15 protein-coding genes are annotated in these 24,753 nt (G+C 36.2%); 9 read left to right on the forward strand and 6 right to left on the reverse strand.

The features are described 5' to 3' along the window. Positions 1-18 precede the first annotated feature (18 nt). On the forward strand, positions 19-351 hold the full coding sequence (locus IPI31_11780) for a 2TM domain-containing protein (GenBank protein MBK7568492.1): 333 nt from the start codon (positions 19-21) through the stop codon (positions 349-351). Between the two features lie 4 nt (positions 352-355). Here IPI31_11780 and IPI31_11785 read toward each other — a convergent pair whose 3' ends face one another. Continuing rightward, positions 356-1,705: a hypothetical protein gene (locus tag IPI31_11785; GenBank protein ID MBK7568493.1), complete on the reverse strand. Its 1,350-nt coding sequence runs from the start codon at positions 1,703-1,705 to the stop codon at positions 356-358. Between the two features lie 69 nt (positions 1,706-1,774). Beyond that, the gene (locus tag IPI31_11790) at positions 1,775-3,193 is read right to left on the reverse strand and encodes a hypothetical protein (GenBank protein ID MBK7568494.1); all 1,419 of its coding nucleotides are present in this window, start codon (positions 3,191-3,193) and stop codon (positions 1,775-1,777) included. A gap of 746 nt (positions 3,194-3,939) precedes the next feature. On the opposite strand from IPI31_11790, the gene IPI31_11795 reads away from it, so the two are divergent. The 3 genes from IPI31_11795 to IPI31_11805 all read left to right on the forward strand — a co-directional run bounded on the left by IPI31_11795 (position 3,940) and on the right by IPI31_11805 (position 9,603). Next, positions 3,940-5,559: a T9SS type A sorting domain-containing protein gene (locus IPI31_11795; protein ID MBK7568495.1), complete on the forward strand. Its 1,620-nt coding sequence runs from the start codon at positions 3,940-3,942 to the stop codon at positions 5,557-5,559. Between the two features lie 210 nt (positions 5,560-5,769). Continuing rightward, the gene (locus IPI31_11800; protein MBK7568496.1) at positions 5,770-7,269 is read left to right on the forward strand and encodes a hypothetical protein; all 1,500 of its coding nucleotides are present in this window, start codon (positions 5,770-5,772) and stop codon (positions 7,267-7,269) included. A gap of 27 nt (positions 7,270-7,296) precedes the next feature. Further along, a complete protein-coding gene (locus IPI31_11805) occupies positions 7,297-9,603 on the forward strand; it encodes a M4 family metallopeptidase (protein MBK7568497.1) in 2,307 nt (768 codons plus the stop codon). 408 nt (positions 9,604-10,011) lie between these two features. Here IPI31_11805 and IPI31_11810 read toward each other — a convergent pair whose 3' ends face one another. Then, complete coding sequence (locus tag IPI31_11810; protein ID MBK7568498.1) at positions 10,012-12,375, reverse strand: T9SS type A sorting domain-containing protein; 2,364 nt, start codon at positions 12,373-12,375, stop codon at positions 10,012-10,014. 249 nt (positions 12,376-12,624) lie between these two features. Between IPI31_11810 and IPI31_11815 the strand changes: the two genes are divergently transcribed. After that, positions 12,625-15,435 (forward strand): T9SS type A sorting domain-containing protein, encoded by a 2,811-nt coding sequence (locus IPI31_11815; GenBank protein ID MBK7568499.1) that lies wholly within the window; start codon positions 12,625-12,627, stop codon positions 15,433-15,435. Between the two features lie 283 nt (positions 15,436-15,718). Here IPI31_11815 and IPI31_11820 read toward each other — a convergent pair whose 3' ends face one another. Further along, positions 15,719-16,033 (reverse strand): hypothetical protein, encoded by a 315-nt coding sequence (locus tag IPI31_11820; protein MBK7568500.1) that lies wholly within the window; start codon positions 16,031-16,033, stop codon positions 15,719-15,721. A 255-nt stretch (positions 16,034-16,288) separates the two neighbouring features. Here IPI31_11820 and IPI31_11825 point away from each other — a divergent pair, with 255 nt between their 5' ends. The 3 genes from IPI31_11825 (at position 16,289) to IPI31_11835 (ending at position 20,892) form a co-directional block, all read left to right on the forward strand. Further along, positions 16,289-16,597 carry a co-chaperone GroES gene (locus IPI31_11825; GenBank protein MBK7568501.1) on the forward strand — a complete coding sequence of 103 codons (309 nt, stop codon included), beginning with the start codon at positions 16,289-16,291 and terminating at the stop codon, positions 16,595-16,597. 59 nt (positions 16,598-16,656) lie between these two features. After that, on the forward strand, positions 16,657-18,291 hold the full coding sequence (groL, locus tag IPI31_11830; protein ID MBK7568502.1) for a chaperonin GroEL: 1,635 nt from the start codon (positions 16,657-16,659) through the stop codon (positions 18,289-18,291). Between the two features lie 405 nt (positions 18,292-18,696). Next, a complete protein-coding gene (locus IPI31_11835; protein MBK7568503.1) occupies positions 18,697-20,892 on the forward strand; it encodes a radical SAM protein in 2,196 nt (731 codons plus the stop codon). Here IPI31_11835 and IPI31_11840 read toward each other — a convergent pair. After that, entirely contained in the window at positions 20,887-22,059 is a 1,173-nt protein-coding gene (locus tag IPI31_11840) for a T9SS type A sorting domain-containing protein (protein MBK7568504.1), read from the reverse strand. The two genes, IPI31_11835 and IPI31_11840, sit on opposite strands and share 6 nt — an antisense overlap. A 119-nt stretch (positions 22,060-22,178) precedes the next feature. Here IPI31_11840 and IPI31_11845 point away from each other — a divergent pair, with 119 nt between their 5' ends. Continuing rightward, on the forward strand, positions 22,179-23,507 hold the full coding sequence (locus IPI31_11845) for a DEAD/DEAH box helicase (GenBank protein MBK7568505.1): 1,329 nt from the start codon (positions 22,179-22,181) through the stop codon (positions 23,505-23,507). Between the two features lie 1,025 nt (positions 23,508-24,532). Here IPI31_11845 and IPI31_11850 read toward each other — a convergent pair. After that, positions 24,533-24,748 (reverse strand): DUF2132 domain-containing protein, encoded by a 216-nt coding sequence (locus IPI31_11850; protein ID MBK7568506.1) that lies wholly within the window; start codon positions 24,746-24,748, stop codon positions 24,533-24,535. Between the last annotated feature and the right edge of the window lie 5 nt (positions 24,749-24,753).

Consider the following 24,753-nt stretch of genomic DNA (forward strand, 5'->3'; position numbering starts at 1 on the left):
ACCTAAATTCATAATCAAATGCAACCAAACCTCGACGACAAACTCTGGAAAATGGCGCAAAAACGCGTTTCATTTCGCAGACATAGAATTGTATTTATACTTGTGAATATTGCATTGGCAGTAATTTGGTATTTAAGTTGGGATCAGACCGCTGAAAGGGGACCACTCACATATTGGTTTTTGTATACTTTATGTGGATGGGGAATTGGTCTAGTGATCCATTATTGGAATGCATATCATGATGATGAAAGTTCTGTTGAACGCGAATACAATAAACTCAAGGAAAATAAAATAATAGAACCTGAAAAAAAACCTGCTGAGCAAATTAAATCAGTAAACGAAAATCAATAATTTTTCAGGGATTTAATTCTACATCGTAGTCTTTTAAATAAAAATTTCCGCTGACTGGACCTCTTTCAGTTTGGGCAACAAATACATACATTCCTTCCGGATAATTTTCAACATTTAAAAGGAATTTATTAGTTTGGAGCGTATTAATATTTTCTGATAATATTTTTTCTCCTTCCAAATTATAAATAACACAAGAGAGTTCATTTTGTTTTATACCGGGAATTTCTATGGTAATTCCATCCATTGTTTTTGCAGGATAAAATTTAATTGCTTGTTCCACAGGATCGCGATAATTTAATTTATTGTTCTCAAAATATCCGGTGGTATCGTTTTCACATGCTTCCCATTGTGCGCCTGCTTTATACCACCAGCTTGCAACAGTATCGGTCTCGAAAAAATTGATCAGCATTTTTGCTTCCTTATATTTACCGATCTCCTCTAAATGAAATCCACCTCCGGTGTCGTCATCCCTGTAATCTTCGCATGGCCAGGTGAGAAAATCTCCACCTCTCGGATTAACACCATCCGCCCAAAAATATGGTCCCCAATTTACATAAGGTGCAACACGTCCTTCTCCCTCAAAATCCAATAAAGGATCTCCATTTATCTGCCGTTCAATTAATTCTTTTATTGCAAGATTTCCCCAATAACCTTTAGGCTCCACAAGAAAATCATATAACTCATGTTCGGGATGTGTGTATCCGGTGTAATGAAATCCGCTTAAATACACCATTTTTAAATTGGGCATACTATCGAGCATAACATGCATAAGGGTAGTGTATTGATCGGCAACATAATCAATATAATATGCAATATCGGGTGTATCTAATTCACTCTGTTCGAGGATCCAAACAATCTGCACCTGTTCCCAGGTATCATTGCGATTAAATAAACGACCTTGAAGCTCGTCCCAATAAAAAGTTGAAGTAGTATCTATCATATCGTGCAGATCCTTGCCGCCATAAAAAAGCCCTTTCACGTTCATACACTGACTGGTTCCTTTCCAATCGTAATGTTTCATAGTATCAATAAACATATTATAGGCATTGGACGCGTTGGAACCACCCATTCCTATAAAAAGAACTTGGCCGTTATCATAACTCACTGTTCCTGCATCATTTAAAGGTTCGATGGTATGTGATATGTCAATGCCTTTTTGTTGGTGCACAGCAGGTCGCGTATTGCTGCCACCCGGATATAATCCTCCCTGTATACCTTCGTAAAACCCTGTCCCTAGGTCGGTTAGCGGAATAAGTCCTGAGTTATCGTTCCCGCAATTTAAAGTTAACTGCGCATGGGAATACGGAGGAAATGCCAATACCAATAGTATGGTGATGATCCTGATATTTTTCATGTGTGTGTATGCAAGGCAAATGTAATATTTTTATTGAATTTCGGAAAGGCAATTTAGGTAAAATACAATTTACACCTGCTTAAGGAACCATTCTTTCATAAGAAATTCACTTTCAAGAATTTCCTTCCTGAGTTTATCCGCATTTTTTTGATCAGGATCTAATTTAAGTTTAATCATCAAATTCATTAATTTACAAAATGTAAGTCCCGACGTTTTAATAACACCTTCAATAGTCTCAGAATTGTAATTAATAAAATGTTTAAAACTGTCAATATAGGAATGCAATACCTGGAATTCACCCTTCTCAAAATAAATCATGGCCTGCAAAGTGCGTAAGCTGTATTTGATCACAATATTTTCTGATTCTATAGGAATTAAATATTGGTGAGCAGCTTCAGCTTCTCCTTTATAAAAACTTATCCAGGCATTACATAAATTAATAATATGACTGCGGACTGAAGCAGATATCAGCGGGCCATATTTTTCGATTACTTCCTCAGCATATTGTATTTTACCCAGGATCAATGACGTTTGTATGATATTTAATAATGAGGTGTAAGCAAAATCAGCATGTAATTTCCAGAAATTTTTATTTAATCGGAAGTCATATATCTCAAACATTTCATTTAACCATTTTCTTTCTCCGGTTTCGCCTCTCGGGAAAACAAAATCAATTAATACAACAAATAAATTGGCGCTATCGTTGGCCGGCAATGACTGATCATCCTCAAATAGAATTTCTTTTAATTTGAAATAGAATTCCTCATTCCCTGTAATGGCTATTTTTGTCGCAAGGTAATATGCATTAACAAAGCTATCGTTGCTAGTTAATCCTTTCTCATAAATATATAAATAATGTTCTACAAAACTGTAATCAAATTTTTCTTTTACAATCTTACTTGCTCTAATATGATTCAAAATATGAAGTAAAGATTTACCTAATGCATAATCCATTATTTTTTTTGGTCGATCAACATCTAACATCAGTTTAGTGATATTTTCATGTTTGTTTCGGTTCCTTCTGATATGCAAATTGATGGTATAATCATCTATCCGTATTTTCTGATATAATTTTTTGGGATGTGGCAACTGCGATTTGTCAATTAAAAGATCCGTTTGTTTAATATTTTTTTCTAAAAGATTAAATAATCCTGCTTTTAATAATGCCTCGTTCCTGAATTGCGCAATATCATGAGGTGCATTATGAAATTCTTCCTCCGCCAAATAATTAATTACAATTTCCAACATATCAGAACATAAATTTCTGTAATAGGAATCACTAAAATTTTTTCCCGATATTTTTTCACAAATTTGTTGTTTCTGAAGTTCACTTATTTCAAAATCCGGTGCAAATTCCTTTATCTCCTCCCAAAAACTTAAAAGAGTTATTTTTTTAGTGAAATACGGTGACCTCAAGTAATCTGAAAACGTTTTCAGGTCCTTTTTCATGAACTTCTGCAACACTTCCTGTAACTGCGTATTTTGCATATACGAATATAAAACGTTTTCTGGAAAGATAGAAAAATTTATAATTTGATAGTAGGCGGCACCCGTGAGATATGATATAGGAAATAGGACATAGGACATATGACATAGGACACAGAACATAGGAAAACAAAGGGTGGAGTTTGCAATAATACTTACTCCTTGAAGCTCTCGCTCGCATCGAGGTTTTCACTAATGAAAATGTCCATCACCAGTAAGGCTCTCGCCATTAGGGGGTCTCACTAATGATAATCTCCATCACCAGTGAGGCTCTCGCTCCCGCCGAGGTCTCTGCTTTGTCTTTTACCTTTATTGAGACCTTCGCTAAGAGAGCGAAAGCCTCAAAACTCCCGCCGGATGGGACTTTAGTTTACAAGTATAAACTAAAGGAAGTTATATATAAAGACAAATTATAATTCGAAGCAATTTGCTTCAATATTACAAACTGCGACTGCGACGGGCCCCCTGCCCCAAAGGGGAGTTAAGTTTTTCAAAAATTAAAAATATAATTTCGAAGCGAAAATCTCCAATGTTACAAACTGCCCACTGCCCACTGTTGACTGTTTACTGCCCCAAAGGGGAGTTAAGTTTTTCAAAAATTAAAAATATAATTTCGAAGCGAAAATCTCCAATGTTACACACTGCCCACTGCCCACTGCTCACTACCCCTACTACAATCTCCATTTTTTCTCCTTGCCCGATTCATTAAAAATGAGTCAATTTGCAGTATAAAATTTCAAACCTTTTATATGAAAAAAATATTACTCATCGCGATCTGTATTAGTACAGGATTGCACGCCCAATACACACTGGAGCTGATTAAGGACCTTAATCCAGGGGAACCGAACAGTGACCCCGGCTGGTTCGTGGAGATAAATGATGTAGTTTATTTCCCTGCTAACGACGGCACAAATGGAATTGAGCTATGGCGGACCGATGCTACTGAGGCCGGAACTTCGATGGTTAAAAACATTGGCACCGGCGCCAGTTCCATGTGCGAATCGGTGTATGGTTGCGGAAGCGAACATATAGTGATGAACGATATTTTGTATTTCAGGGCGACAGATAATGTGCATGGAGCGGAGATCTGGAGAAGTGATGGAACGGATGCCGGAACTTATATGGTAAAGGATATAAACCCGGGACTAGGTGATAACTCCAATTCGATATTTATGTCGGCGCAATATTTTGCCGAAATGAACGATGTTTTATATTTCGCTGCCGATGGTGGTGGAAATAATATTGAACTATGGAGAAGCGATGGAACAGAGGCAGGAACATATCTTGTGAAAGATCTTGCATTGGGTGGTAGTAGCGTTCCGGAATTTATAACTGCAATAGAAAATAATATTTATTTCAGGTGCAAAAACGACGATGGTGAATCTGAATTATGGAAAAGCGACGGCACCGAAGCAGGAACAATTTTATTAAAACAAATGTGGGTTACTGCCACAGAATATCAGAATATGTTTATCGCATACGATGGTTTTATTTATTTTAGGGGAGGAGTTGGAGATCCTTATGATCAGGAATTATGGCGCACAGATGGAACTCCTGCGGGAACAGAATTATTCATGAATATAAATGAAGACGATGGAGATGGGTCAGATCCAAAACAATTTTTTATATTAAATGATAAATTGTTTTTTGTGGCAGATAATGGTGATGATGATTTTATTTTCACCAGTGATGGAACAGTTGCAGGCACACAAAAATTATTGGACGAAAATGGTGATGATGTTTTACCCGGAAATTACGCATTTCTTCCCTCAGAAAATAAAATATATTTTTCTGCAACTAATGCTGATTTTGATGATGGTTTATGGGTGACTGATGGTACGAATGCAGGCACTAAATTTTTATCGGAATATGGTTCCGGTGCATTTGATGCATCAACCGCAACTGTGGTAAACGGCAATAATATTGTTTACAGTGGTTATGATGATGACAATGGTTGCACTACTGTTTTTCAAAGCAATGGCACTGTAGCCGGCACTTTTCAGTTATTGGAATGCGATGAGTTGAGTTATCCATATTCGATGATCACCTACAACGGAATGGCAATCTTAAATGGCAATGCAGATGCAGTAGGAGCGGAGCTATGGAAATTGGAAACGGAATTTGAAGTGGGTTTGGAGGAGAATAATAAACTGTCGAATATTAATATCTTCCCAAATCCAGCCGCAGATATTTTGCATATAAATAGTCGGAATGCGGAATTTGCAATATCTGAAATACAAATTTTTACGATTGACGGAAAATGTTTATTGCAAACAAAAGGAACTTCCCAATTAAATATTTCTGCATTTCCTGCCGGACTTTACTTCATCAGGATTTTAGATGCTTTTTATCAATTTGAAAAAATGTAGATTTCGGCAACAGCACCGATCAATAAATTAAAACCCTTATAAACAGGCTGTTATAAGTCATAAAAAGTTATGTAACCGTTTGGTTTCATAACTTTTTTATGACTTTTTGTTTTATTAAAACTTTCAGATACAAATTGAAAATTTTCTCTTTTATATCCTTTGCAATTCTCTGTTTTTTTGTCCTATTATTTTAACCTAAAAATTAATATTATGAAAAATCGAATCTATCTTTTTACGGCAATACTTATTTGTATTTCTGTTCAGCTAAAGGCACAAACAAATACATTTCCATTATCGGGAAGTGTGGGAGTTGGAACTCTTTCACCAAATGGATCTGCAGCAGTTGAAGTAGTATCAACTACCCAAGGATTGCTTGCCCCGAGAATGACCAAAGTGCAACGTGATGCAATTGTAGCACCTGCTACTGGTTTGTTAATATTTCAAACAAACGCCACTCCCGGATTTTACTTTTATACCGGTGCTGCATGGACACCAATTTCAAGCAAAGGAGCTAATACAAGTTTATCCAATTTGGTAAGCACTGCAATAAACCAGGCATTACTACCTAATGCTACCGGAACTCTTGATCTTGGAAGCTCTGCCATGCGTTGGGATGAAGGTTATATTAACACTTTGCGCTTTTCTGATGGAACATCCATGAACACAGCTGCAGTTGGCGGTGGAGGCGGAGTAGGAGGAAGTGGCACAACCAATTATCTTCCAAAATTTACCGGAACTACAACACTAGGTAATTCAGCTATTTACGAAAGTGCAGGATCAATTGGAATTGGAACTACATCTCCTTCCTACAAAGTAGATGTAAGAACTACAGGAACTTCCACTTTAATGAATATATCAAAAGCATGGACCGGAACAGGGACTACAAACTTTCCTCTTTTATTGGTAGGTAATACTTATACATTTGGATATGGAACTGGTATTCAGGCTGGTGGAGGCCAAACAGGTGTTAAAGGAACGGCATCGAATGGTGATCAAACCGGTTATGGTATTTACGGTCTAGGTTTTGGAGCTACGGGTGATACTTATGGTGTTTACGGAACGGCATCAACAACAGCAGGAACATCCTACGGTGTTTATGGAACCGTTACTGCCGGTTCAGGATGGGCTGGTTATTTTGTGGGAAAAGGATATTTTAGTGGTAATCTTGGATTAGGGGTTACATCTGCTGCCACAAGATTGCAAATAGACGGCGGAACTGACGCAGGTTTAGGATCTGGTGGATTTATTACAAATGGTTTAACAACCTCAACAAATCTTGTTCTCGACAACAATGAAATAATGGCGAGAAATAATGGTGCTGCTTCCACACTTTATTTAAATAATGATGGAGGAAATATCAGCATGTGTTATTCAAGTGGAAGTGTAATGATAGGTGCATCAGTTCCTGCAACAGGATATTTGTTCAGTGTGGATGGAAAGATCATGTGCGAAGAATTAAAAGTGCAAATGAGCGAAAGCTGGCCTGATTATGTTTTTGCAGATGAATATAAATTACCCTCTCTTTATGAACTGGAAAAACAAATTAAATTAAATAAACATTTACCCGGAATTCCTTCCGCAAAAGAAGTGGAAGCAAATGGATTTGAAGTTGGCGAAATGCAGGCAAACATGATGGAGAAAATTGAAGAACTTACACTTTACATCATCCAATTGCAAAAACAAATAGACCAATTAAAAGATCAGCAATAATTTGAATTCATCTTTAAACTTTATCTTATGAAAAAGTTATTAATAACAGGATGTTTTTTGTTGGTCTGTATCATAACATCAACAAAAGCACAAAATGTATCCAGAGAAGATCTGCAGAATAAAAAATACAGCTTGTATCTTCATCCGGAAAGCACACCAGGCTGGATAGAATTCAGGAGGGATGCACCCTACACGGCAGATGCACTATTTAAACAACAACCTGATATGTTTGGTATGAAGGGCGACGATGAAATGCGTATACTTAAAACCAATACCGATCTTGCCGGAAATAAACACTATAAATACGCGCAATTTTATAAAGGAATTCGTGTGGAAGGTATAGAACATATCACCCACGAAAGAAATGGAAAAATTCACCTCGCAAATGGTTATTTTGTAAACGATCTGCAATTAAATGTAAGTCCGGATATTTCTTCCCAGCGCGCCATTGAAATTGCATTGGCAAATTTTCCCGCAGAAAAATATATGTGGCAGGATGCTGAAAAAGAAAATTCTTTTAAAACAAAAAAGAAAGATGTCAATGCAACACTTTATCCAACTCCGGAATTATTGATCGTGAAAAAAAATGTGAAAGGAGAAATGAAAGCGGATAATTATGTATTGGCGTATCGCATGTATGTTTTTGCCATTCTGCCATATATTGCAGAGTATGTTTATGTGGATGCACATAGTGGTGAAATTATCAGAACAAAAAGTTTGGATGTAACATGTAATCCATCAACAATAGGAACAACTTTTAATGGCGATCAAACTGTAAATACAGATTATAGAACAGAAGATTGCGGAAGTGGTGGTGATGAAAGTACAGATTATTTTTCCATCGATGACTGTAATCCTTCTACGGAAATTAAAAGTTATTATTCTGCCTCCTATGGTACGTTTTATTATGGTGATGATTGGCTAATATGCGATAACGATAATGATTGGGAAGATTGGGTATCCGGTTCTAATAGGATGGTGCTCACTACATTATGGTCGGTTAAACGAGCATATACCTATTACGTAAATAATCATGGTCATTACAGTTTCGATGGCAGCGACGGATTAATTGATGCATTTAATAATAAAACATATTTTGATGATGACGATAATCCGTATTGCACCAATGCAAATTATACGAATATCATTGATAACCTGAATTTCGGGAGCGGAAACGATTGTGAGGAAGGATCATCTGATGATTATAATACACTCGATATTGTAGGACATGAATATACGCATGGAGTAATTGAATACGCACATTTTGATGCATTGGATTATTCGGAAGAAAGTGGTGCATTAAACGAATCGTTTGCAGATATTTTCGGTGAAATGGTGGAATATTATGTGGAAGGTGGAACATTAAGTTGGTTAATGGCTGAAGACAGAGGTGCAATTCGTTCTTATTCTGATCCTAATGATTATGGTGATCCTGATACGTATTTAGGTGATAATTGGGCAAGTTTAGATGGTGATGATAATGGAGGAGTGCACACAAATAGCGGTGTTCAAAATCATATGTTTTATTTGTTGAGTGAAGGTGGTGAAGGTACAAATGATCATGGTGTTGATTATCTGGTGGAAGGAATTGGTTATGATCATGCACGTGATATTGCCTGGCATGCGATGATGAATTATTTAAACAGTGATGATGGTTATTTAATTGCGAGAAGCGCGTGGATACAATCTGCTATTGATCTTTTTGGCAGTTGTTCTCAAGAGGTGATTTCTGTGGGCCAAGCATTTCAGGCAGTGGGTGTAACTTATTATACAAGTTATGATCTGGCGCAAATGTGTGGTACGTATATTTTATCCGGATTTATTGATGCTACTTATGGAATTGAAAATTCAACATTGTTCTTTGGAGGTTTTATCGGCGATTGTGTAACTACAGTGAATTCAACAGCAATAGTAACTTTAGAATCCGGATATTATGTAAATCTCAATCCCGGTTTTGAAGCCAAATCAGGTTGCACATTTGTAGCAATGATCGATGAATGTGAAGTAAGTGAATATGATCCGGATGATCTGAGAACTGCTTCAGAACAAACACCTGAAACAGAAAGTGAAGAATTATCATCCATTAATATTTATCCAAATCCTGCAAATACAGAAATAAAAATTGAATTTGATCTTGCTGATCTATCTGCAGTTGATATCACCTTATTTGATATTTCCGGAAGACAGATCGCAATTTGGAAACAAAATGAAATATTGGATGCAGGGAATCATAATTTTGAATTTAACACCTCCGAATTATTATCCGGTATTTATTTCTGCAGCATAAAAACAAATGATGGTATTTCAACAAACAAATTTGTAATACAACATTGATCACACCTTAATGATATTCGCCCAATAAGCGGATAGGTTTGAAATCCTGCCTCGTTAGTTCGGGGCAGGTTTTTTTGTGGAAATAGGAAGTAGGACATAGGAAATAGGATACAGGATGTTGGACTTGATATGGGACATTGGAAAAATGATATAGGACTTAGATTGATTTTACCTCAAAGTATTCATACGGTCTTAAATTGCCAATCATTTTATTAACTTGTCTTTTATATTTTACCATATAGACCCAAGTTGATTTTGAAATTATCATCCTATTTGTATCATTTCATCAATATTTTTTATCTTTTAAATCCACCCGATCCATGTCGTAGTAGGTTGGGTAAATAAAAACCCGGCTCCATCTAGCGACTTTACCGGGTATCCCCATGAAAACACAATCTTTATAATAATTTATTCTTTTACAAATTTTACACTTACATCTCCATCTTGCGTTTTAATTTTCAACAAATAAATACCAGATGTAAATATACTTACATCAATTTCTACTGGTGATGTTACGCTATCATCCATCCACAAAATTTGCCCCGAAATATTCATGATCACAATAGTCGATTTCTCATATCCCGTATATTCAACAAATAAAATATTCTCCGTCGGATTCGGATAAACTTTGATCGAATTTAAAATAGTTTCGTTTATCGCCAATCCCTCGTCAATCAATTCATTACAATCATCATCAATACCATTTAGTATCTCTTCTGCACCGGGATAAACGAAAGGATTGGTGTCATCGCAGTCAGAATCATCATCCACAAAACCATCTGGAATTTCGCAGGAGAGTGAATCAACGTTTATGTTTCCATAATTATCTGAATCAGCATCTTCGAAAGAATGAATATATGAGAGATTGTCGTCAATAATTCCATCACAATCATTGTCAAGATAGTCGCAGATTTCTATTGCGCCCGGGTAAATTAGATTGTTGGTATCATTGCAGTCGGTTGAATCAAAAACGTATCCTGCAATTATTTCTAAACAAGAAATGATAAATATATCTGCATTGCCAAAATTATCTGCATCTGCATCCACATAAAAGGTGTTGACCGTTAATCCCTCATCAATAGCCAGATTGCAGTTGTCATCAATATCGTTGCATATCTCGATTGCAAGAGGGTTTATTTCTGCATTCATATCATTGCAGTCTGTATTGTCGATCACATATCCGATTAAAGTATAACATGATAATGAATCAAGAAAGGGATCGCCAAATTCATCAGAATCGTTATCTAAATACCAGGTTGCAAATATTGCATCTTCATCAATTAAACCATTGCAATTATCATCCATTGTATTACAGATGTCTGTTGCGAAGGGAAATATTAATTCGTTTGTATCATCGCAATCGGTACTGTCTGAAACGTATCCAATTGGCAAACTGCATGCGAGTGAGTCATTAAATACATCTCCAAAACCATCTAAATCATTATCCGCGAAGTATATTTGTTCAATACAATTTCCTTCTAATTTAACCACCCAAAAATCTGATTCCCCATGATTAAAGGTTACATCAAAATCATCGGAATATGCAAAGCCAGCTATTATAATTCCATCATCGGAGGTAATTTCAATACTTTTGGGAATTTCCGTTTTAGTTCCACCCAATGTTTTTTCCCATATTATTTCACCTGCAGTATCAATATTGCATAACCAATAATCAGCATAAAAATAGCTTCCATGATGAAGCGTTACATTTCCATCGCTGGATCCAGAAGATCCTGAAACGATATAATTACCATCTATCAACTGCTTTAATGAAAAGCCTTGATCAGTTTTTGAACCTCCATAAGTCTTTTGCCACACTATTTCACCCAAAGTATTAGTTTTGACCACCCAATAGTCTGAAAACCCTCCATGAAAACTGCTTACATCACCATTATTTGAGCGAGTCCACCCACAGATAATGAAACCATTATCTTGAGTTTGCAGGCATGATTGTCCATAGTCCTCCTCAGAACCTCCACAAGAATTTTCCCATTCAATTTCACCTTCCGGATTTAATTTTAAGAGCCAGAAATCGGATAAACCTTGATTAGTGCTAACATCGAAATTATTTGAAAATGAATGTCCAATTACAATATATCCGCCATCTATAGTTTGTTTAATATCTTTCGCTTCATCGTCCAATGTACCTCCATAGGAACTCTCCCATTCCAGATTACCAATGTTGTCCATTTTTATTACCCATAAATCACTTGTACTGGCTGGACCATGATGGTTAGAAATATCACCATCATTAGATCGGGAATCACCAGCAAGAATAAAACCACCATCACTGCTTTGTAATATACTAGCTCCAATATCAGGCCCAGATCCGCCAAACGAACTTTCCCATTCTATATTCCCATTCTCATCAAGTTTAACGACCCAACAATCAGCGCCACCATTATTTATCGTCACGTCCCCATCATTTGAATAAGTATATCCTGTAAAAATATATCCACCGTCATTAGTTAAGGCAATAGATCTTGCATATTCACTCAAACTGCCACCATACGATTTTTCCCACTCAATAATGCCTAAATTGTCAACTTTTACAACCCAACAATCTGAGTTTCCATAATTTATACTGACATCACCATCAGTTGAGCTACTAGATCCAAATATTACATAGCCACCATCATTTGTTTGTTTAATACAATTGGTATCTTCAAAATCACTTCCACCATATGTTGCTTGCCATTCTATTTCGGGGGCCTGAGCAGGGGCATAAATAAAGAAAAGTAATGAACCTAAAACTAATAAAATTTTATGCATAATAAGTGGTTTAAGAGTAATAAAATTACAGACCTTTAGTGATATTTCCTAATAAAATAATTGGTTTTTTATTTTTCGATAAGGAATTTAATATAATTTTCTAGTTAAAAATTTGGAATTTAAAATTAAAAATACTAGATTTCGTTTTAATTGGAACCAATTCCCATATTCCCGATCTAGACGAGACTTTCCTTGTTCCAATTCGTAATCTATTAAACTCACTCACCATATGGTGGTAAATGACTTATTATGAAAAACTCTAAAATTGAGTTTTGGAGCCTCAGTGCTACCCAAGCTCGTTTAATTACAATTTCGCTGTTGTTATTTTTAATGCTTAATATAACTGCAAATAGTAAACACTTTATTGTTGGTGACAATAATGTATTATCTATTATACCTTTACCTGATACTTTATATGAAGATTCAACGGCTGCTTTTATTTCAGGTGATACTGTTGAGACATATTTGGATGGGCCTAATGAAGTCCATGTTTTGTTTAGTGATACAATCACAATTCCAGACAGTTTGGTGGAAAATCTGTGGTTATTTACTGATAACCAACCCTTGATAAGGATTGAGTTAGCCCATAATAATGGTGAGGTGGAAAAAGGGTTATTTGGAATAAATATTTCTGGAATGTTTGAAGAAGGGTTAGCAAAGCCTGGTGATTTAACTAAGTATGATTTAGATCCTGATCCTTGGGATTATTTGAGTGATTTAAAACCATCGGTTCTGAGATTTCCAAGTGGCGCCGGAAGTAAGTTTATGCAACTGCTAGGAGTTAGTGCTGGCGGAACCAATGTTTTTAAAGGATATGGTTATGATATAGATGAAATTCTTCCGTACTATGATAAAACTAACCTCTTTATGAATGAAGTCCTCTATTCTGAAATCTTAGATGATTTAGATGATAATGGACTGTGCGATGCTTGTGGAGAGTGGATGGACCTAACTTTTAAAAAAGATTTAGAAGGCGTTTTTAAAAAATGGGACGAACAAGAATTTTTTAATGCCTCTGGACTTGCTCTTTGGCAGCAAAATGATTTGGCCATAAACCAGTTCATTGATTTAATTGATAAAATCGAAACTGATAATATTGCCACCGGCCACATAGTGGATGTTATTGTATGCTTAGATATATTGAACACCACAGCAACTGAGGCAGTGGAGATAGTTGAATATTTACGTAGTAACAATAAGCATAATGTAAATGTAGTTGCGGTTGAATTAGGGAATGAGGTTATGGCAAAATTCTTCCGGCAAGCTATGTTTTTTAAGGGATTTGACTACTATTATGATTATATAAATGGTGGTAATTACTCGGGCCTTCCTGGTACTTTCGATATTTCTGATGCGGTTCCTACCGATGTATTAGGAGATCATAATTTTATTAGTGCACTAAAATCTGCATCGAGTATAAATGACATAGTAAAAATAGGCTTACCAGGTGCAAATTTACCAAATTGCGGTTTTTATCCATTTAAAACGGATCCTGAAGAAACGGATCAGGACGTATTTGAGATGTTAGGAATTGGTGACCCTTGTACATATCCTGAATGGAACACAGATATGCTTGATAATTACGATGACGTAATTACTACGGATTTTGTTTCCAGATATGCGTTTGATGCAATTGTAATACACCCATACTACACTGCAACAAATACACATGATCCAATTGAATTTATTAATACTAATTGGGGAGGAATATTGATACCAGAATATCCCGAGGTTTGTTTAGATGGTAATGATGGAACTGAAATATTAAATTATTATATAGGACAAGATCCATGGGATTATGTCACTATGGACACCAGATTACAATGTGCCTTTGAAGGATTAGTCGGGGTGGGTTTATTAGATGGCAACTTTAAAGAGTTTATTAAAATCCGCTACAACGATGCATATGAAAAACATGCAGAGGAACTTTTATTCGAGGATACGGATACCGATCCGGATAATAAGGAAATTTGGACTACTGAATGGAATTTTCAGGACAGCGAAGAAAATGCGACTGGAATTGAAAAAGATTTTTATGGGGTGGCGACCAACAGCTTTGTTCACGCGGAGTTGTTGCAGGAATGGTTTTTAAAAAATGTTAAAGCAAACTTTGACCCGCATTTCAGAGACAATTTTTTCACATATGCCACATTACAAAATTACATGGGAACTACGGGTATTAGTTTGCTAACTCCATCCAAATTGCGCGATCAAGTTGAATTAGGGCTAGAGGACGTTGTAGACTGCGACGATGATGAATTGGGAAATTATTATGTTCCTAAAACAACATATCATGAAATGGATCTATTAAAAGAAATTTCAAGTAATGATCTAAATTTCCTAAAATCCACAACAACAATGTACTCAGGAAATATAAATCAACCACCAACAGTATTTATTCCAGGCCCTGCGCCAGCTTTAGCTAATCAAGATGTTTATGTGTATTTTACTAATGTTAAAGATGACTATCAAATTTATTGCATTGATCCGGGTACTTTAGGACAAATATTCACTCCAGATTTGGAAATTGAATTAGATTTTGATGATATAACAGTTTTTTCAATTGAAGCAGATCAGCTGTATTCAAATTCTGGGACCAGTACACTATTTTCTATTAATGATCACTATGATGTTTGTGATGAATTAGAACCAAACATGTTTGAAATTAATGGCCTAACATCTTATGTTGGAAACGTAAGTTGTCCTGGTGGATGGGGTGTGGATGGTGGTGTTTGCGTTAGAGTAAATGCTTATAGCACAGGATATTTCATTATTCCATATGATGCTGAACTAAGAATAGGTGAGGTGCAGGATTTATTTATGATTTACCCTAACCCTGCTTCCACACATTTTATTGTTCAGCAGATGGATATTGAAATACAAGATCTGCAAAGCATGCAGGTTGAAATATATAACATCTATGGTGGGTTAATTCAAAAAGTTACTGCTGAGGAAGGTCAATCAATAGATATATCTCAACTACCTGTGGGAGTGTATACAGTTTTAATTGGAAGTGAAGGAAATAACCCTGAAACTGAAACTTTAATTAAAATGAAATAGAAGAATAAATTTGATAAATCAAAAACATTCAACAACCCGCTAAATTTTAAAGGCGGGTTGTTGAATAATTTAAAAAAAATCCTTTTGGGAGGAAGATGAATATAAATCCCAGATTTATTTTAGGACATATAAAATCTACATGAAATCATAGTTGAATCCCAAAACGATCAATCTGCAACTATTTTTAGTTTTTTATCAAATGCAATTTTAGAATTGAATCAAGTTAAAACTATAAGGCCGACTTTATTTAAGAAATCAGTTGAAACTTAATTATTAAATTTGTTCATGTTGATGTAAATTGAAATCGTTCGATTTGTTCAATACAATTTTTATAAAGTCTTCCAGACAATTCATTATTCTGAAATGGAAATGCAGGAAGAAGAAACCATTCAGCATCAATTTTAGCTTTTGCAAGCGCCATTCTAGACTCATCTATGTATTCACGTATGATTTGGAGATAAGTAACCCAATAAATAAGTAAAACTGGATAGAGAGGTAGAAACTCAATATTTATAGGGGTAAATTCTGCTTTATAAATTCCCTTTTCAAACTCAACAATTCTATCACTGTGAAATATTGCAGTATTAATTGTTATCAAACCAAAAGACTTTGGTTCTTCGTCAAAATAAAGCTGTTCAAATGCTTTATTGTGAGATCCATATATCCAAATCTTCGAATTTTCGCACTTCTCTCCCCCCTAAAACCTTCATTTATGTCAGAGTTTTTCCTAGAAAAGCTATTTTTCTGAAATTTTGTCTGACCTTTGCGCCTCAATTAGCAAAAATGCCCTGTGGCACAATATCTGACAGGCGGGCGGTAACACAAAACTTACTTAATCAACAAAAAATCAAATATGGCGAAGAAAATCGAAACGGCTAAGGCCAAAGTGAACATCACGATCAAACCTTTGGCTGATCGGGTATTGGTATTACCTGCGGAAGCAGAAACCGTTACTAAAGGTGGTATCATAATTCCCGATACTGCAAAAGAAAAACCACAAAAAGGCACTATAGTAGCTGCAGGTCCGGGTAAAAAAGATGAACCTGTAACTGTAAAAGTTGGCGATTCCGTTCTCTACGGAAAATATGCCGGAACTGAAATAAGTGTTGATGGAAAAGAATACCTAATCATGCGCGAATCTGACATTTTTGCCATTCTTTAATGGTCGGAACGTCACTCAATTATCAAATTAATAAACTAACAAATTACCAAATATAACTTATGGCAAAAATTATAAAATTCGATACCGAAGCACGTGAAAAACTGAAAGCCGGTGTTGATGCATTAGCAAATGCAGTAAAAGTAACCTTGGGCCCTAAAGGTCGCAATGTGGTTATTGAGAAAAAATACGGAGCTCCAAACGTTACCAAAGACGGAGTTACCGTTGCAAAAGAAATTGAATTGGAAGATCCTATTGAAAATATGGGAGCTCAGATGGTGAAGGAAGTTGCTTCTAAAACTTCAGATGTTGCCGGCGACGGAACAACAACTGCAACAGTTTTAGCGCAGGCAATTATGGCTTCAGGTTTAAAAAATGTTGCTGCAGGCGCAAATCCTATGGACTTGAAACGTGGTATCGACAAAGCAGTTGAATCTGTTGTAAATGAATTGAAAAAAATGGCTCAGCATGTTGGCAACGACAATAAAAAAATTGAGCAGGTTGCTTCCATTTCTGCAAATAATGATGCAGAAATTGGAAAATTGATCGCTGAAGCAATGATAAAGGTTACTAAAGATGGTGTTATTACTGTTGAGGAATCTAAAGGAACAAATACCTATAGCGAAGTAGTGGAAGGTATGCAATTTGACCGCGGATATTTATCTCCGTATTTCATTACAAATGCGGAAGACATGGAAGCAGAAATGGAACGCGGTTATGTATTGATCTATGATAAAAAGATCAGTGCAATGAAAGACCTTCTTCCAATTTTGGAAAAAGTTGCACAACAGGGTGCACAAATGTTGATCATCGCAGAAGATATTGATGGTGAAGCTTTGGCTACATTGGTTGTAAATAAAATAAGAGGAACCATTAAAGTATGTGCCGTTAAAGCACCTGGTTTCGGAGATCGCAGAAAAGAAATGTTACAGGATATCGCAGTATTAACCGGTGGTATCGTTATAAGCGAAGAACAAGGATATAAATTGGAAAATGCTGACCTTACTTATTTAGGAAAAGCAGAACGTATCACTATCGACAAAGACAATACTACAATTGTTGGTGGAAAAGGTAAAAAAGAAGATATCAAATCTCGTATCGCTGAGATCAAAAATCAAATTGAAAAAACAACTTCTGATTACGATCGCGAAAAATTGCAGGAACGTCTTGCTAAATTAAGTGGTGGTGTTGCTGTTCTTTATATCGGTGCAGCTACAGAAGTTGCCATGAAAGAAAAGAAAGATCGTGTTGATGATGCATTACATGCAACCCGCGCTGCAGTGGAAGAAGGAATTGTTCCTGGTGGAGGAGTTGCTTATATCCGCGCAATGGTTGGTTTAGATAAAATGAAAGTGGTGAATGATGATGAACGTATTGGTGTTGAAATTATCAAACGTGCATTGGAAGAACCGATCAGAACCATTGTTGCAAATGCAGGAATTGAAGGTTCCATCGTTGTACAAAAAGTAAAAGAAGGAAAAGACGATTACGGATTTAATGCCCGCACAGAAAAATACGAAAATCTGTTAAAAGCAGGTGTTATCGATCCGGTAAAAGTAACCCGCGTAGCATTGGAAAATGCAGCATCAATTGCAGGTCTCCTTTTAACAACCGAATGCACCATCGTTGACAAACCTGAGAAAAAAGACAATCCAATGGGCGGAGGAATGCCTGGTGGAATGGATGGAATGATGTAAGATGGTGAGTGGGGAGTGGTGAGTAGTGAGTAGGGTGGTGAGTAGAAAGTAGTGAGTGGGATCGAAACCCGAAAAGCATCGCTTCGAATTTATACTTTAATGAAATTAAAACCTTTCTGGAGTTTTTCAGGAAGGTTTTTTTATGAATGAGTAATGAGTTATGAGTAATGAGTTTGATCCTGCTCACATTGGTGCTTTGAATTCCTTTTTGAAAATTTTGCTAACCTGATGCTCAGAACCCAGAACTCAGAACCCAGAACTCAGAACCCAGAACTCAGAACCCAGAACTCAGAACCCAGAACTCAGAACCCAGAACTCAGAACCCAGAACTCAGAACCCAGAACTCAGAACCCAGAACTCAGAACCCAGAACTCAGAACCCAGAACTCATTACCTTTGCAATCCAATGACCTCCGTCTTTTTATTCACCCCACCCTTCACCCAACTCAATACCCCTTATCCTGGTACCGTTTATTTAAAAGGCTTTTTAAATACACGCAATATTTCCTGTTATCAGGCGGATCTTGGAATTGAAGTTACAGACACCATTTTTTCAAAACAGGGTTTGATCAATTTATTTGAAGCAGTAAATACAACGGCCGAAAACATATCAGAAAATTCCTCAAGAATTATTGCTCTTAAAGAAGATTATATCAATACAATTGATCATGTAATGCATTTTTTGCGTGGGAAAAATCCTTCTTTAGCTCATGTAATTTGTTTAGGTGATTTTTTGCCTGAAGCATCGCGATTCGAACAGATTGAAGATCTCGAATGGGCTTTCGGAACCATGGGAAAACAAGACCAGGCGAAATATCTTTCAACTATGTATCTGGAAGATATTTCAGACCTTATCCGTGAATGCGTGGATCCCTTTTTTGGATTTAGCAGGTACGCAGAGAAACTTGGTAGATCGGCAAACAGTTTCGATGAACTATACGAGTTATTGCAGGGCCCAAATACCTATGTTGACGGCATTTTACTAAACATCTTAAAACAAAATTTGGACAATGTCCAAATTTCTATAGTTGGTATTTCCGTTCCTTTTCCGGGAAATTTATATTCCTCATTCCGATGCGCGCAATTCATCAAAAAACATTACCCGCATATAAAAATTATTATGGGAGGAGGATTTCCAAACACCGAATTGCGATCTCTTTCCGACCCGCGTGTTTTTGAATTTTATGATTTTATTTGTCTGGATGACGGCGAAGCACCTCTTGAAAATATAATTAAATTTTCGAAAGGGGAGATACAACTAAACGAATTAAAAAGAACATTTACCTTAATTGATGGAGTGGTTACCTATATTAATAATCCGGCAACTAAAGATTATAAACAAGGGGAGATAGGTACACCGGATTACAGTGATCTGTTTCTGGATAAATATATTTCGGCAATTGAGATCATGAATCCCATGCACAGTTTATGGAGCGATGGACGCTGGAATAAGCTTACCATGGCGCATGGATGTTATTGGGGTAAATGTACTTTCTGTGATATTTCATTGGATTATATAAAACTCTACGAACCTGTTGCAGCATCGCTTTTAGCCGATAGAGTAGAGGAACTAATTAAACAAACAGGACAATCCGGATTTCATTTCGTAGATGAAGCAGCACCACCGGCATTAATGCGTGCATTTGCCATTGAAATTATTCGACGCAACATTAAAATAAGTTGGTGGACGAATATTCGTTTCGAAAAAAGTTTTACAAAAGACCTTTGTATTTTATTAAAAGCAAGTGGATGTATTGCAGTGTCGGGAGGATTGGAAGTTGCCTCCGACAGATTATTGGAATTAATTCAGAAAGGTGTGACTGTCGCACAAGTTGCAAAGGTTAATCGCAATTTTACGGAAGCGGGAATTATGGTACATGCATATTTAATGTACGGTTTTCCCACTCAAACTACGCAGGAAACTATTGATGCACTTGAAATGGTGCGACAACTATTTTCTGCGGGAATAATGCAATCGGGGTTTTGGCATCAGTTCGCAATGACTGCCCACAGTCCTGTCGGATTAGATCCATCATTTTTCAAAGTAAAAAAAATAAATGATACTATTGGAACCTTTGCTAATAACGACATCGAATTTATAGATGATACAAGAACCGACCATGAAAAATTCAGTTTCGGATTAAAAAAATCGTTGCTTAATTACATGCATGGAATTGGGTTGGAAGATGATCTTCAAAATTGGTTTGATTTTAAAATACCGAAAACTTTAATTCCACCTAATTATATTAAAAGAGTTTTAACGGAAAAGGATTTTAAGGATATTAATCCCTCAACAAAAATTATCTGGTTGGGAAATCCGCCTGTAATGGAAAATGTATCATCAACAAAAAAACCATCCGATATTGAAATGGTCAGACTTTTGTTTGTTGATAAAACAACAGAATTCAATATTTTATTACAAAAAGATCATGGATTGTGGCTGACTAAAGTTTTGCCAAAACTTTCCGTAAATAATTCCTTAATAATGACATTAAAAGAACTACAGGAAACTTATACTACCGCTGGCCTGACTCAATTTGAACAATTCATTAACAGCAAGCCTATGGCGGGTTTGTTCGATAATGGATTATTACTCCTATAATTTTTCGAAATAATAATTTTGAGATAAACCATTTATTTCAATTCGAATCAAATAAATTCCTGGAAGTAATTCCGATGTATTTATTGAATTGCCATTTAAAAGTATTTCGTTTTTAATACAAGTTCCATCAATTGCAAAGATGGAAAAATTAATATCTGTTAAAACATCAGGATTCTTTATAAAAAGTTGATCCGTCGCCGGATTAGGATATAAAATAAACGTTTGATCTGATATATTATGTTCATCAAGCGAAGTTATTACTTCATTTTTATAGGCTACTCCTACAAATCCGTTTGCATAAACAAAGGCTCCATCATATTCCAAATTAGTAATTTTATATGGAGTAATAAGATCCTGAATCCAATCGGCACCACCATTTGTAGTTTTGTAAATAATAGTATCATTTGATACTATGAATCCATTATTTTCGGTGGTGAAAACTATTGCTTCTATATCTGTATGTCCTACATTCTCCACGAAATTCCACATATCCCCGCCATCAGAAGTTTTAAATAATAAACCATCTGCAGAAATTACAAAACCAATTTCTGTATCTACAAAACTCATATCTGTAAAGGGAAAATTGGATAAAGTATTTACCGTGATATATTCAAAATTAATTCCACCATCCTCACTTTTAATTACAACGGAATCACTTATAATAATAAATTGTGCTGGCCCGTTTGAAATTATTTTATTTGCAAGAAATCCGGGTGTAACTGGTGTATCTTCCCATGTTTCCCCTGCATCTATACTGCGAAAAGTGCCTGCAAGTCCGCTATAAAGTCCAATATTTTCATTTGCAAAACAGATGGAAGTTATTAGGCAACCACAATTATCTACAATATTCCAATCCTCACCACCATTTATAGTTCTTTGAATTTCACCCAAAGGTCCGCTGGCAAACCCTATATTTTCATTGATAAAAAATCCTGCAAATCCTGCTGCACCTGTCGGGTATGAAATATCTGTAAAAGTTTCGCCACCGTCAAAACTTTTTAAAACTGTTCCATAATCACCGAACATAAAAAGGCTATCCTTGCCAAGACATTGCAATTCAAATAGAGCGTCTTCTGTTTCGGTTTCGAGTGATAACCAGCCTGTTTGAGTGAAACTTTTGCAAAAAAGGCAGCATACTGCCAGAAAAGTTATAAGTGTTTTTTTCATTGGGGATGGATTCTTTAGTGAAGATAAAAAAAAAGAAATATCCGTTGCTTTAAGCTTGTAAATCTCCCAAAAAACGTTTCTTTTTAAGACTCCACTTATATTCTGCCTATCTTTGCACCATGCAGAAGGCTAAATACGATCTGAATAAGATACTCAATAATTTTAAAATTGATGCACTCAATGAAATGCAAATTGCAACCATTGAGGCAAATAAAAAACATGCGGATGTAGTTGTTCTCTCTGCCACAGGTTCAGGTAAAACACTTGCTTTTTTATTGCCTGTTCTTGAATTGCTGGATCAAAGTAATAAAAAAACACAAGCGATGATCATTGTTCCTACGCGTGAATTGGCTTTACAGATCGATCAGGTTTTTAAAACAATGGGCACAGGGTTTAAGATCAGTTGTTGTTACGGGGGACATAAAAGAGAAACAGAGGAAAATAATTTAATTCAACCTCCTGCCTTAATTGTTGGAACTGCAGGAAGATTGGCAGATCATATTCGAAGAGGAAATATCACAACTGATACAATTACCACTCTAGTTTTAGACGAATTTGATAAAAGTATGGAAATGGGTTTTACTGATGAAATGTCTTTTATAATTTCTTCACTACCATCCATCAATAAAAGAATATTAACTTCTGCAACACATACCCATAGCATCCCCGAATTTATCGGAATTAAAGATCCGGAATATCTTGAATTTGTGGGTGAGGAAAAAAGTGCTACAACACAATTAGCGATGCAAATTGTTTTTTCTCCGGATAAGGATAAAGCGGATACCTTATTCAAATTATTATGTTATATCGGCAACAGATCAGCAATAGTATTTTGTAATCACCGTGAATCAGTAGAACGCACGAGTGAATTATTAACTCAAAAAGGAATATATAATGTTTTTTATCACGGTGCAATGGAACAGCAGGAGAGGGATAGTGCATTAATTAAATTCCGAAATGGAACTTTTGATGTTTTAGTAACCACAGATCTTGCAAGTCGCGGATTGGATATTCCGAATATTCGTTATATCATCCATTATCATTTACCCCACACCGAAGACATGTTCATTCACCGCAACGGGAGAACAGCGCGCATGGATGCCAGCGGAACAATTATATTAATTTTATCAGAGGAAGAAAAATTACCGGAATACGTTAAACATGTTGACGAAGAAATTCAATTACCCGAAACAGAAATTCTTCCCGACAAACCAAAATGGTCAACATTATATATTTCAGTCGGCAAAAAAGATAAAGTAAATAAAATAGATATAGTTGGCTATCTCACCAAACGCGGCGATCTTAAAATGGAAGATATCGGATTAATAGAAGTAAAAGATTTCTTCAGTTTCGTTGCAGTGCGTAAAACAAAAATTAATCAGGCCTTGCATCTTTTAAAAGAACACCGGCTTAAGAATAAAAAGGTGAAGGTGGAAGTGGCGAAGTGAGCTGGGGCAGTGGGCAGTTTTCAGTTGGCAGTGGCAGTAGGCAGTTTGTAACATTGGAGATTATTTCTTCGAATTGAAATTTTTTTTTTATTCGAACGAAAACTTAAGCTCTCATTGGGGCAGGGAATAGTCAACAGTCAACAGTGGGCAGTGGGCAGTTTGTAAAATTGGAGATTATTTCTTCGAATTGAAAATTTTTTTTTATTCGAACGAAAACTTAAACTCCCCTTTGGGGCATGGTATAGTAAACAGTCAACAGTGGGCAGTGGGCAGCTTGTAACATTGGAGATTATTTCTTCGAATTGAAAATTTATTTTTATTCGAACGAAAACTTAAACTCCCCTTTGGGGCATGGTATAGTAAACAGTCAACAGTGGGCAGTTTGTAACATTGGAGATTTTAGGTTCGAAATAAAATTTCATTGTAAGAAAAACTAAACTCCCCTTTGGGTTGGGGGCCTGTCGCAGTCGCAGTCGCAGTCGCAGTCGCAGTCGCAGTCGCAGTCGCAGTCGCAGTCGCAGTCGCAGTATTATTAAATGTTAATTTGAAAAAAGTTCAGTCTTAATATAAATATCTTGCAGATCTAAAATGTTTCATTCAAAGTAATCGTCGGCTGTTCCATTTGCTAATTAGCCGAAGGCCTCCACATTTGCTAATTAATAATACTTCGGCCGTTCCCGTCGCAAGAAGTATAGGCATTGGTACATTAATTTGAATGTTCATCGGTACATTGGTACATTTAGACCGTAGGTCCGGCTGTTCATCGGTACATTGGTACATTTATACCGCAGGTCCGGCTGTTCATCGGTACATTGGTACATTTAGACCGTAGGTCCGGCTGTTAATCGGTACATTGGTACATTTAGACCGTAGGTCCGGCTGTTAATCGGTTCATTGGTACATTTAGACCGCAGGTCCGGCTGTTCATCGGTACATTGGTACATTTAGACCGCAGGTCCGGCTGTTCATCGGTACATTGGTACATTTAGACCGCAGGTCCGGCTGTTAATTGGTACATCAATAAGTTATCGCAAAGTTTCAACATACAACTCCTCCACCTTCTTCCTCGCCCAAGGCGTTTTTCTTAAAAAAGTTAAACTTGATTTTATACTCGGATTATCGTTAAAACAATTGATCCTAATTATCATTCCAAGATCTTCCCATCCATATTCTTTCACAAGAAATTCTAAAATATATTGTAATGTTTTTCCATGTAAAGGATCTTTGTTTATTTCTGTCATTATTT

The organism is Bacteroidota bacterium (assembly GCA_016706865.1).
Classification (GTDB): Bacteria; Bacteroidota; Bacteroidia; order Chitinophagales; family BACL12; genus UBA7236.

Excerpts from the sequence above, each read along its gene's own strand:
- IPI31_11780 (MBK7568492.1), top strand. The coding sequence starts at position 19 with ATGCAACCAAACCTCGACGACAAACTCTGGAAAATGGCGCAAAAACGC.
- IPI31_11785 (MBK7568493.1), bottom strand. The coding sequence starts at position 1,705 with ATGAAAAATATCAGGATCATCACCATACTATTGGTATTGGCATTTCCT.
- IPI31_11790 (MBK7568494.1), bottom strand. The coding sequence starts at position 3,193 with ATGCAAAATACGCAGTTACAGGAAGTGTTGCAGAAGTTCATGAAAAAG.
- IPI31_11795 (MBK7568495.1), top strand. The coding sequence starts at position 3,940 with ATGAAAAAAATATTACTCATCGCGATCTGTATTAGTACAGGATTGCAC.
- IPI31_11800 (MBK7568496.1), top strand. The coding sequence starts at position 5,770 with ATGAAAAATCGAATCTATCTTTTTACGGCAATACTTATTTGTATTTCT.
- IPI31_11805 (MBK7568497.1), top strand. The coding sequence starts at position 7,297 with ATGAAAAAGTTATTAATAACAGGATGTTTTTTGTTGGTCTGTATCATA.
- IPI31_11810 (MBK7568498.1), bottom strand. The coding sequence starts at position 12,375 with ATGCATAAAATTTTATTAGTTTTAGGTTCATTACTTTTCTTTATTTAT.
- IPI31_11815 (MBK7568499.1), top strand. The coding sequence starts at position 12,625 with ATGAAAAACTCTAAAATTGAGTTTTGGAGCCTCAGTGCTACCCAAGCT.
- IPI31_11825 (MBK7568501.1), top strand. The coding sequence starts at position 16,289 with ATGGCGAAGAAAATCGAAACGGCTAAGGCCAAAGTGAACATCACGATC.
- groL (MBK7568502.1), top strand. The coding sequence starts at position 16,657 with ATGGCAAAAATTATAAAATTCGATACCGAAGCACGTGAAAAACTGAAA.
- IPI31_11835 (MBK7568503.1), top strand. The coding sequence starts at position 18,697 with ATGACCTCCGTCTTTTTATTCACCCCACCCTTCACCCAACTCAATACC.
- IPI31_11840 (MBK7568504.1), bottom strand. The coding sequence starts at position 22,059 with ATGAAAAAAACACTTATAACTTTTCTGGCAGTATGCTGCCTTTTTTGC.
- IPI31_11845 (MBK7568505.1), top strand. The coding sequence starts at position 22,179 with ATGCAGAAGGCTAAATACGATCTGAATAAGATACTCAATAATTTTAAA.
- IPI31_11850 (MBK7568506.1), bottom strand. The coding sequence starts at position 24,748 with ATGACAGAAATAAACAAAGATCCTTTACATGGAAAAACATTACAATAT.